The sequence below is a fragment of the Legionella sp. genome, from assembly GCF_965140895.1.
Taxonomy (GTDB): domain Bacteria; phylum Pseudomonadota; class Gammaproteobacteria; order Legionellales; family Legionellaceae; genus Legionella.
Map to the genome: position 1 here is coordinate 1 of NZ_CBCSKT010000139.1, position 10,774 is coordinate 10,774.

A 10,774-nucleotide genomic window follows, 5' to 3' on the forward strand; every position below is an offset into this window, starting at 1 on the left:
TTCTCTTGGGTTGTTACCGCAACTGATCTTCTTGAGGTTAATTCATTATTTTACGAATTTATGCTGCGGGATGTGTGTTATAGGATTTAATTTTATATATTTCTAGGCCTATATAAATACAGGGACTAAGGAGACTTGTGGGATCTCCTTACCAGCACTGTATTATATCTGTCCCTGTTAAATTTACTGGTTTGGGACATTGGGACATTTCTAATAAATTATACTATCGCTCGTAACACAATGATTTTTCTTTGATATTAATATTTTTTATCTGATTATAAAAATCAAGATGTTGGCTTTTGACATAAGTGCTAAAAGCCTTATTGCTTAATAATTGTTGTGACAAAGCATTAATTTGCTTATCAGCTCTCTCAGCAATGTAACCTCTCTGTTTTGGCCTCTCCTTTATAAGGGTTTCAAGTTGTCCAACCTCAGGGAAATCTTTTTTCAGATGTTCGCAAGGTGTTTTAAATAACATTTTATCTCTTCTTATTTTCTCTTTTAACTCAGCTCTTAACTCTAGATTAGCCTTTGTTCGAATTTGACTGAGCTCCTGTTGCTGGTTTTGTTGTTTTTCTTTTAATAAATAAGCTTCATAATTAACAATAAAGTTATAAACATTTTTAACTTTATGTGTAAGGGCGAATACATGATTTACAACCTTACCTACTAGTGAATCAGAATCAAAGCCAGAACGAGTGGCAAAATCTAATGGCCAATCGATGACATTATCTTTTGTAGTACTGCGCGATAATGTTTGTTTGAGAGCTTGTTCTGTAGGGTGATTTTCTTTATCCGCGTAGATATTCAAACTTTCTTTATGCCGAGTCATGGCAACAAAACTTAGGTTTCTGTCCCAGTATTTGCTATCTATCAATACTCTAACCTTTTTGGCCGTCATTCCCTGAGATTTATGTACAGTCAAAGCATATGCATAATCCAGTGCTTTATAGTCTTTAGGGATAATAAGCTCTTCTCCACTATCAAGATGCACCTTCAGCTGTTGTGTAGTAACCTCCTTAACTGTTGCTGTATCCCCATTGCGCACTCCTAGAGTCTTATTATTTTCTCTGAATAACAGACGCTCACCTGTCGATATAGGTAAATTTCGCTCTAAGCCTTGAAAAGAGATGTTCTCGTTACCTATTCTATTGTCAACTATTAATGTTTCTCTAGCTCGATCATTAAGGCTATTGACCGCTTTTCTAGTAAAAGAAAGCATGATGGTGTCTGCAAGGCCAGTAGCATCAAGATCTTTTTTCCAATCTGTGATTAGTAGTTCTGCAGCTTTATCACTCGTTTCAGCCATAACTATTGCCTGTTTACTTTGATAATGCTGAATAGCCCTATCAATTTCACCCTTAGCTAAATTCATACTAGCTTGTCTGTCTCCTACATCTAATTGCCGCTTGATATTTTCAAGCTCTATATAGCCTGTTCTTGCTGCTATACCTCTAAATATTTCCCCTTTTTGAATAGGCTTTAATTGATCTGGATCGCCGATTAAGATTACTTTGCTACCAGCCTTTTTGGCTTCCTTTAACAGATAAGCCATACTGGAAAAATCCACCATTCCAGCCTCATCAATTATAAGCACATGTTTATCACTTAACTGCATAGTGTTATTGGCCAATCGATAAGATAAAGATTTTATAGTAGAGGATTCAATACCTGTTTCAGTTTGTAAGGCTTTGGCAACTTTACCCGCTAGGGCTGCCCCAATTACTAGTTGATTAGCTTGCTTATAAAATTCATTTATTGGCTTTAATAGATAGCTTTTCCCAGTTCCAGGACGCCCTATGACAACAGTAATATCGGGGCTTTGGGTAATATAGCGAAAGGCCTCTTTCTGCTCCTCACTCAAAGCGTATTGCTGAGCAAGAGAATCTATAGACTGATTACTAATATGTTTATTAGAATGCATCATGTTTTCTATGTCATCCAATAACCCTGCCTCTTGGAGAAAATGACTTCGAGTTGTATAAGAAACGGCTCCCTTATTGTTCTCCCCTAACAAAATTACGTCCTTATCACTTAAGACCTTTTCAACAAACTGTAAATACTCTTGGGGGTTATTAGATGGACTAAAAGTCTTAAATAAAAGGCGCTCTACATCTCTTCTTGTAAATACACTATGTTGTGAAGACAAATACTCAATCACATGGTTAATATTATCCCGCGTCATTTCCATGCGGGCTTGTTGAATCAATTGATTTTCTTCTTGTAAGTAATGTGCAGAAGAATTTCGTTGTTGGCCTCTGTGCCTCTCTGAAATTAAATGATTAGCATCAACTTCTAAATCAAGATTCTGCTCAATAAAATAGTCATTCTGCGTCTCACGCCATAACTCACCCCAATAATCATTTTCTACAATAAAGCCTTTTGCAAAAGTAGGATTCAGATCACGTGCTTTATATTTAGAAAATTGTTTTCCTTCAAGTCTACGAGTAGTAATTAAAATATGAGCATGAGGATTACCATCGCCATGATCGTGAATCGCGATGTCAGCTGGCAAACCATTCTCAACAAAATGGGTATGAGCAAATCGTCGAGTTAAATCAATCTGCTGTTCTCGATTCAATTCTTTAGGCAGAGCCAAAACCACATCTTTACACAACTGCGCATCAACTCTTTTCTCAGCAGCCTCAACAGCATTCCATAGAATCGAATGATCTAAAAAAGCAGAGTCTGAATTTTTAGGCAGTAACACTTCTGAAAAAACGACGTCATGACGATAGGAAAAATCGTGAGTTAATCCTGTGCGCTCATCAACTAACTTGAGTCCTGCTCGATAAGAAATTGCAGCAACTGCACTATGACCTTTTGATCTGGAATGAATTGAAACTCTAGCAAAAGCAATAGCCATGAATACACCTATTTAAAGTGATCCATCGGTTGCTTTTATAAAGAAAAATCCTTGTCCATTAAGGATTTTGTTTTAACCTGATTTTTATAATTTAGCAAACATTCGAATGAATGTATATTGCGCCCTGGCTTTCTGCTATGGGATTGCTTGAGTTCCCTTTGCTCACTTATGATATAGTTTATTCTCCTCCTGCGTTAAATAGTTCCATAAACCTTCACCGTCTTGTAATAACTATAAAAATAAATCCTTGTCTATGAACTAAACTCTAAATTATCGGAGATAAATTAAATAAAGAAAACTAAATGGACTCATATTTTCTTGAAAACTAATGGACTTAAATATTGACCCTATTACAAAACGAATTAAAAACAGAGAAAGTGAGCATCGCGAATTCAAAATAAAATTTAATCCAAATGATTTGTATCAATATATTAAAACTATCGTTTCCTTTGCTAATAAAGATGGCGGGGTATTGTTTTTTGGTATTAAAGACCATCCTAGGGAGTTAATTGGTATTGATAATAAAGATATTCCAACAGATTTAACATTTGCGAATTTTTTAAAAGAATATTTTGAACCCGAATTAACTTTTAACATACAAGCTAAATCAATCTATGAAAAAAACATATGTATAGTTTCAGTTTATCCATCTACAAAAAAACCAATTATATGCAAAAAAGAAAAGAAGATTAAAGGAGAAAAAGGACTTCAAGATAAAATTCTTTTAAGAGCTGGTGCAATTTATTATAGATACTATTCCTCAACAGAGGAAATTAAACATGCTGAACTTCGTAACTTACTCGATGAACAAGTAAGTAAAGTTTTTCATTCTTTAATAGATAATATAACAATATTGCAGAAAGTTGGTTATGATAGAGCGGCTATCGTGGACGCAACAGAATTGAAGGGGAATGATAAAACTGCCTCCGTATATTTAACTAACGATACCGCGCAAAATATGAATTGGATTAAAAAAGGACATTTTGTTGAACACCCTCATGATGGTAATAATGCCTATTATGTTGTACGAGAGGTTGAAATAAAACATGGAATTGAGATAGAAAAACCTACTGATTACAATAAAACACATCCTTTAACTAAAACAGCATTAATTAAAAATGTAAAAATTAATTCTAGTTGTATAGATGCAGTACTATGGAAATTGGAAATTAATGATCCTAAATTTTATGTTTCATTTCCTCATGGTAAAAATATGCTACATAAATTTACAGTCGAAGCCTCAAAGAAAATATTAGAAGCATTCCCTTTGGATTTGCCAGAAACTATTCGCAAAGAAAAAATTAAAGAGATCAAAGAGGAGCACGATAAATTTTTAACAAGAAGCAAAATTATCAAGAATTAAATAAATGTTATTTAATCGATGAATGTCAAAAAATATAAGATAAAGTGACAAAAGAAACTATATTTAGACGATTCAAACCCTATATAAAGATCATGAATCGCCTTTAAAATCCTATTCCTCACCCCAAATTTTATCACTGAAAAAATATAACCTTGGTGTTCCAACACCATTAACTCGAGGTTTATGTGAAGACTTACCATCCGATGCAGGAATTAACCAACCAGCATTAATTAACACCCGGGTAGCCATTCTAGGCTCATAGCCTTTGCAAAGTTCATTTTTATATACCTCTGGAAGCACCATAAATAATCTAAAGCCCTTATCATCAGTACGATAGAAGCCAGCACGATTCAATATTCGCCCATTATTAGGATCACGTACATTATCAAACCTGCTCGCACCATGGGATTCAAAGAATGCGCGAACTTGTGCCATAATAGCTCGGTCTTCTCGATTTCCATCAGTACCAAAGGTCTCTCGCCAAGATTGAAAACATTGGTGTGCTGCCTGAAAAGATTCTCCGCGTTGCCATCCAGTTAGGCCAAACTGGGTGGCGAGTTCTCCTGCTGCAGCTACTAATGCAAATCGTCTTGCTACTCTTATAACTTGCCCGGTAATGTCTTTGCTAATAACCTTATCAACGAACTGTTTAATCATATTATTGATTACTGGAATAAGCGTTTGACGATTGACTACCACATATTCTAGCCATGCCAAGCCAACAACACCGTAGTGTTTATCGGTTAATTCTTTAAGTGCTATTGCCATAGCTGCTGGGCTAATTTGCTCGTGTGTCTTTTCAAATAATCCCATGCCTATCCCTGCATCCGCTTCAATATCAGCAAGTCTAATTTCTTGGCCTGCATTAGCGCGTTGGCCTGCTTTTGCCATTAATGCTGTTAATGATTCCTCACCTGCTGAGAGAAAAATTAAAGACCAACTGGCTGATTGTTTGGCTGCACCGGTTTTAGATGCTCGCGTTTTTCCTTGTCCATTTGCTAATAGATAAGCTGCCTCCCCTGCTTCTCTTGGATCTACTTGGCTGAGCTCATCAAGAATTAGTAAGCCGTCATTATGTAAAGCAGCCAAGCCTTCTAAGCCATTAGAGGTGCTGCGCCATAAACGGCAATAGGATTTTGGATTGCCCCATACAGAGGCAGCCACTTTAAGAGCAGTGCTTTTACCTGATGAAGAGGCACCTCTAAAATGAAAACCGCCAGAATCTTCGCCGACAAGCTTAGCTAAACTTGGGGCAAAGGCTGTGGCAATAGCAAAAATTAAACGTGAATTACCTGCTGCTAATCGCCCTATTGAGTTTCGCCATTTCTCAACTGAACCAGAGCATGACAAGGCCGGTTCAATAGCATTGTTATTTTGAAATACAACTTTTTCCTCTTTATTACCAATTGAACCATTTGCCGTGACGAACACATCCTCATACCACCCTAGTCTATCAACACAACGAGCACGTGCTTCGATGGGGAATACTTGCAAATAAGAAGTCAGTAGGTCTCTAGCTAGTTTATTAGGTGATATGGCTAAACCTAGTCGAGCAAGTTCTCGTCTAACATCGGAGGAATCACCTTGTAACAACGCTAAAGGCATTGCCCATTGATGAATCACACCATCATCATCTTTCCATTCGAGTAATCGACCCCATTCTCCACTTTTAGCATCCCGTGTTTTAGCAACTACAAAAAGCGCGGAGCATATCCAACGCGGGGGCAATTGATTGGCATCCTTATCAGTACCAATAAAAGTGATGCCTTTCTCACTTAATTTAAAATGACCGCCTGCATATTCACAGATAACTGGACGGTTTTGTGCATTAGGTAATGAAATAACCTGATTTTGTGACATAAAAAATTCTCCAACTTAAATTCAGAGAAGCGCTAAGCTCTATCAGATGAGAAGCTTTCTGAACGGTGAAACAACAATAAAAATTATTCGTTACCCATTGCCAGTGCCTGACCTTCATCACTGGTGGAACGATAAACTCGTTGTTGTTGGAGAAAACCTAAGACATCGCTTTTGCGGTATAAAACCTTACGCCCAATTTTTAAATAAGGAATGCTTGTGCCTGCCCAACGATTACGTTCAAGTAACTGCGTTGAGCAACTTAATACTGCAGCAATGGTTTGTTGATTAAATAAGGCTGATTCAGGTGCAGAATCAAATTCGTTTAATAGATGTAAACGGGTTGGTTTTTCTATAGACATGGTGAACCTCTACAATTGATTTCATTTCAGCTTAAATGCCGACCAGTGGAATCCATCCCAAATGAATATCAAGTGTTCTCCAAGCCCACATTGATAATTCGTATCCAAAAAAACTATGGCCTATCCTAGCCATGAGCTTGTCCTAAATCTTGAGCTCGAAAAAAGTATCTCTTAAATATTCAAACTCTGTCAAGGGGGGTAGATCTAATTAAAAGCTATAGATTGGAATGATTTTAATTAAAAGATATTGTGGGTTTGATGTCCCACTAGTCCCTAATAAAAAATATAACTAGGGGCGTCTCTAATTGAGTATTTATGTGAGTTTCCCACCTGTCCCTTCTGTCCCCTCAATATCTATCTCATCAAAAATATCTTGTCACAACACAATAAACTATAATTTCCACAGCTTAATAACCTATGATTTCCACATAAAATTAAATTAATTCACTTAAAATTATTTTTAACAAAAATTTTAAAAAGCAATTGGTTGATATAATTTGTTCATTTTTTAAAGTTGTTCATTTTTAATGAACATACTATAATTATGAACAAAGAAAGAATGGTAAGCAGCTATGAATACTGAACTATTGATATCTAATATTAAAGATAAGCTAGGATTTCAATGCAAGTATGACAGAAAGATAAATCAACTTTATATACAAATAAAACCTCATACTGAGCTTAGTTTTAATCCTGAAATGATTGGTAATATTGATCAAACAAATGTGGGTGCCATAATTCACCATATGCATCATTTGGATAAAAAAAGCATACTAATTACTAAATACATAAATAAAAATCTTGCCGAAAAATTACAAAATGCGAATATTGAATATATAGATTTTTCAGGAAATATGTTTATAAATACTAACTCTGTCTATATCTCTATTAAAGGTGAAACACCCCAGAAATCAAACCTATTGGATACGAACTCTTTTACGCTTAGCGTTGCTAGCATAAAAATTATTTTTACATTACTGACAATTAAAAGTGCCTTAAACCATAACTATCGTGACATTGCAAAAATGAGTGATGTAGCAATTGGGAGTGTAAGTAAAACTTTTTCAATATTAGAAAAGTACGGATATATAACTAAAAAAAATCAGGGAGAAAAATACTTACTTAATAAAGAAAATTTACTAAGCAAATGGTGTATTGGTTACAACGAAAAATTACGCCCCAAATTAATAATTGAAAAATTTAACAGCGATAATATTGAGAAATTAAAAGAAACGAACCCAATAGACTTTAATTTTCTTTGGGGAGGAGAAATAGCCGCTGCTAAATTAACCCAATATCTAAAACCACAAATAATTACAGTGTATGCAGATAATGAATTGCCTTTACTACAGTATAAATACCGATTAAAGAAAAATATTAATGGGAATATTGAGCTGATAAAAAAATTTTGGAATTTTGATACAAAGTTATACAAACATAATGTTGTACCTTTTATTTTGATTTATGCCGATTTATTAAGCTCATCAGATGAACGAAACCAAGAAACCGCAGAAATTATTTATGACAAATTCATTAAAGAACAAATGGAATAGCTTTTCAGAAGAAAATATTGATTTATTTAAATTGATAAATGAAATTACCCTTATCAATGATTGTACTTATTTTTTAATTGGAGCTAAAGCTCGAGATATTCTTTTAGAATATTTTGGTAAAAACGAAGCTCAAAGAGCAACATTAGATACCGATATAGCTATCTGCTGCAAAAGCTGGGAAGAGTTCTATAAAATTAAAAATGCCCTAATCAAAAAGAGCGATTTTGTTGCCTATCAAAAAAGTGAACACCGACTTCAATCAAATAAATATGGTTATCTAGACATAGTTCCTTTCGGCGATATAAAAGATGAGAACTCTACTCTAAAATGGCCACCAGAATATGACATCGAATTTAGCCTAACAGGATTTAATGATGCATATCAAAGATCTATGGATATCAGTGTTAACGATCTTACTATAAAAGTAGCCTCGCCCTTAGGTCTGGCACTTTTAAAGCTATTTTCTTGGCTTTCCAGAAAGGCAAATAAAGATGCAAGTGATTTGGCTTATATTATTTCCAACTACTTCGATTTTGATGATCAAGATAGGCTAAATGGAAAACATCATGATCTTTTAGAGAAGGACTTTGATTATACCTTAAGCGGGTGTCGGCTTTTAGGGCGAGATTTTAAGGAACTATCTCTAGAAACTAAGATTCGTCTTAAGGAGTTCTTTGATGATCCCATCTTAATGGATAATCTCGCTATTTCTATAACTCACTCTCAACTTGAATACGATCATGCGCTCACGATGCTTGAAATGATCAAGAAAGGATTTAATGATTAGCATGTATCATTCAGATCCTTGTACTCATCATGTTAAGAAAATAGAGATTTTTTAACATGGGTACATGTTCGTGTTAAAAAAAATGGATTTTCTTAACATGACTTTTTAATAGCAAAATTTCTACTCAATTATTATCTTACATACCCTCTTCACTCATATGCTCAAGCAGAAAATTAGTAACTTGCTGCATCGGCTTTCTCAACCGTTCAACATCTTTCATAATATACCCTGCTGTAACATCATTATTCATTTTGTGATTCAGCAAACGTTTCAAGGCATAAGCAGGTAAATCAAGACTGTCAGCAACTGTTGCAAACGTTCTTCTCAAATCATGCAAAGTAAATGGAACACCAGACAATTCAACCACCCTATTCACCGCCTTTTTAGGCTCATAGATATAACCAGTTTTACTTTCAGCCGGAAATACAAATTCACTGGTTTTATTCCGGCTTCTGCGCTCCATTAGCTCATAGACAAAATCAGACATGGGTAATGTGTGGATTTCGTGGTTTTTGGTGTCTTGCAAGGTGATAGTTTTTGATTTGAGATCAATATCCTCCCAGCGCAAAGAAGCTGCTTCCATTTTTCGCATGCCGGTGAATAAGAGTAATAGAAAATAATCATGCCAGAGTAAGGCATTGCGGTAGTTGTCTGTCTCCACCAATACAATGACTGCTTTATACCAGTCCGCTAATTGATGTGGTTTGATGACTGTTTGCTTTCGATCTACTCGATACCATGCCCGGGTATGCGATAGGTATTTGACCGGATTAATGGTGATGATTGGATGACCATTGCCATCTTGATATTCATACATGGCGTAATTAAAAATAGCTCTTAATACCCTCATGGCATTATTAGCACGCGCTTTACTATTTGCCTGGCCATGCTTGGTATGTCGTTTGGCAATCATTTCTCGAGTGATATTCACCAGCGGTTTATCAAGCCAGTCAGGGACCACTTCATGCAGCACACATTGATAATCGTTTAAAGTACGTGGCTTTAAATCTTTTCTTGCTTTGAGGTAATCATTCAATACTTGCTGTAAAGTCATGGCATGGACTTTTTTGGTTTTCTTCTCCGCTATAGGATCATCACCTCTGGCAACACTTCCCAAAAGACTCTTGGCCTGCTTTCTGCCTTCTTCAACAGTCAAGTTGCCGTATTTACCTAAAGTGACTCTTTTAACCTTGCCATTGATTCTGGTTTCAACGATGAAACTTTTAACGCCACCTGAAGTAATTCTTAAAGCAAAGCCTTTTAAATCATTATCACGATAAAACGTTTGGGTTTTACCGGGGATATGTTCGAGTTTATCAACGATGGTTTTGGTTAATTTAATACCCTTTTCAGCTTCCGCCATAATACACCTCTAAAATCCCATGTAGACGCCATGTAGACACTTTATTTAAAACTAAATAAATTTCAATACGGCAAATTATGGCTTATAAACGTTGATTTTAAAAGGTTTTTGAAAGAATTTAAAATTCGGTAAAAGTGCTTAAAACACGTATTTTACAGACTCATAATCCGTTGGTCCTAGGTTCAAGTCCTAGTGGGCCCACCAATTAAAGCCAGTTAAATCAATAAGTTACATTTGATACCTTCTACCCATCGAAACCCGCTTCGGGATTTCCTCGGGACCTACGTTTAAAACTAAAGCGAAATCACGTTACCTCGCTCAAGTTCTGATTTTCTAGTTTTAAAATTTGAATTACGCAACAGAGTCAAAACTACCCCACTCTTTTGCTTCTCACAAACTCTATTCGCAGCTTCATATAAGTTTTGCAATTCTGCAGACGAATAATGTGTGGTTATTCTCCCAGAACGATGCCCAAGTAAATCTTGTCTATCTTCAAAACTTACACCAGCTGCACGTAAACGACGTCCAAAAGTGTGCTTCAAATCATGAACTCTTACCTGTGGTAAAAGCTATTTATTAAAGCCGCTCAAAGAGCATTATGAGTCCATGAACTATCAAGTACT

The 10,774-nt window shown here is 35.6% G+C and carries 7 protein-coding genes and 1 pseudogene; 3 read left to right on the top strand and 5 right to left on the bottom strand.

The annotated features are described in order from the left end of the window. Positions 1-223: 223 nt before the first annotated feature. The gene (traA, locus tag ACQY7T_RS13235) at positions 224-2,866 is read right to left on the bottom strand and encodes a Ti-type conjugative transfer relaxase TraA (RefSeq protein WP_428414001.1); all 2,643 of its coding nucleotides are present in this window, start codon (positions 2,864-2,866) and stop codon (positions 224-226) included. A gap of 328 nt (positions 2,867-3,194) precedes the next feature. Between traA and ACQY7T_RS13240 the strand changes: the two genes are divergently transcribed. Next, on the top strand, positions 3,195-4,229 hold the full coding sequence (locus ACQY7T_RS13240; RefSeq protein WP_428414002.1) for an AlbA family DNA-binding domain-containing protein: 1,035 nt from the start codon (positions 3,195-3,197) through the stop codon (positions 4,227-4,229). Positions 4,230-4,340: 111 nt separating this feature from the next. Here ACQY7T_RS13240 and ACQY7T_RS13245 read toward each other — a convergent pair whose 3' ends face one another. Further along, positions 4,341-6,089: a DUF927 domain-containing protein gene (locus tag ACQY7T_RS13245; RefSeq protein WP_428414003.1), complete on the bottom strand. Its 1,749-nt coding sequence runs from the start codon at positions 6,087-6,089 to the stop codon at positions 4,341-4,343. A gap of 83 nt (positions 6,090-6,172) precedes the next feature. Further along, the gene (locus ACQY7T_RS13250; protein ID WP_428414004.1) at positions 6,173-6,448 is read right to left on the bottom strand and encodes a DNA-binding protein; all 276 of its coding nucleotides are present in this window, start codon (positions 6,446-6,448) and stop codon (positions 6,173-6,175) included. A 572-nt stretch (positions 6,449-7,020) separates the two neighbouring features. On the opposite strand from ACQY7T_RS13250, the gene ACQY7T_RS13255 reads away from it, so the two are divergent. Both ACQY7T_RS13255 and ACQY7T_RS13260 read left to right on the top strand, forming a co-directional pair. Continuing rightward, positions 7,021-8,001, top strand: coding sequence for a type IV toxin-antitoxin system AbiEi family antitoxin (locus ACQY7T_RS13255; RefSeq protein ID WP_428414005.1), 981 nt, complete (start codon positions 7,021-7,023; stop codon positions 7,999-8,001). Further along, the gene (locus ACQY7T_RS13260) at positions 7,970-8,788 is read left to right on the top strand and encodes a nucleotidyl transferase AbiEii/AbiGii toxin family protein (protein ID WP_428414006.1); all 819 of its coding nucleotides are present in this window, start codon (positions 7,970-7,972) and stop codon (positions 8,786-8,788) included. Before ACQY7T_RS13255 ends, ACQY7T_RS13260 begins: the two co-directional genes overlap by 32 nt. A 136-nt stretch (positions 8,789-8,924) precedes the next feature. On the opposite strand, the gene ACQY7T_RS13265 is transcribed toward ACQY7T_RS13260, so the two are convergent. Beyond that, positions 8,925-10,151, bottom strand: a complete 1,227-nt coding sequence (locus tag ACQY7T_RS13265) for a tyrosine-type recombinase/integrase (RefSeq protein WP_428414007.1) — start codon at positions 10,149-10,151, stop codon at positions 8,925-8,927. A 293-nt stretch (positions 10,152-10,444) separates the two neighbouring features. After that, positions 10,445-10,717, bottom strand: a pseudogene (locus ACQY7T_RS13270) (site-specific integrase); the annotation flags it as partial. Positions 10,718-10,774: the final 57 nt, after the last annotated feature.

Excerpts from the sequence above, each read along its gene's own strand:
- ACQY7T_RS13250 (WP_428414004.1), bottom strand. The coding sequence starts at position 6,448 with ATGTCTATAGAAAAACCAACCCGTTTACATCTATTAAACGAATTTGAT.
- ACQY7T_RS13265 (WP_428414007.1), bottom strand. The coding sequence starts at position 10,151 with ATGGCGGAAGCTGAAAAGGGTATTAAATTAACCAAAACCATCGTTGAT.
- ACQY7T_RS13245 (WP_428414003.1), bottom strand. The coding sequence starts at position 6,089 with ATGTCACAAAATCAGGTTATTTCATTACCTAATGCACAAAACCGTCCA.
- ACQY7T_RS13255 (WP_428414005.1), top strand. The coding sequence starts at position 7,021 with ATGAATACTGAACTATTGATATCTAATATTAAAGATAAGCTAGGATTT.
- ACQY7T_RS13240 (WP_428414002.1), top strand. The coding sequence starts at position 3,195 with ATGGACTTAAATATTGACCCTATTACAAAACGAATTAAAAACAGAGAA.
- ACQY7T_RS13260 (WP_428414006.1), top strand. The coding sequence starts at position 7,970 with ATGACAAATTCATTAAAGAACAAATGGAATAGCTTTTCAGAAGAAAAT.
- traA (WP_428414001.1), bottom strand. The coding sequence starts at position 2,866 with ATGGCTATTGCTTTTGCTAGAGTTTCAATTCATTCCAGATCAAAAGGT.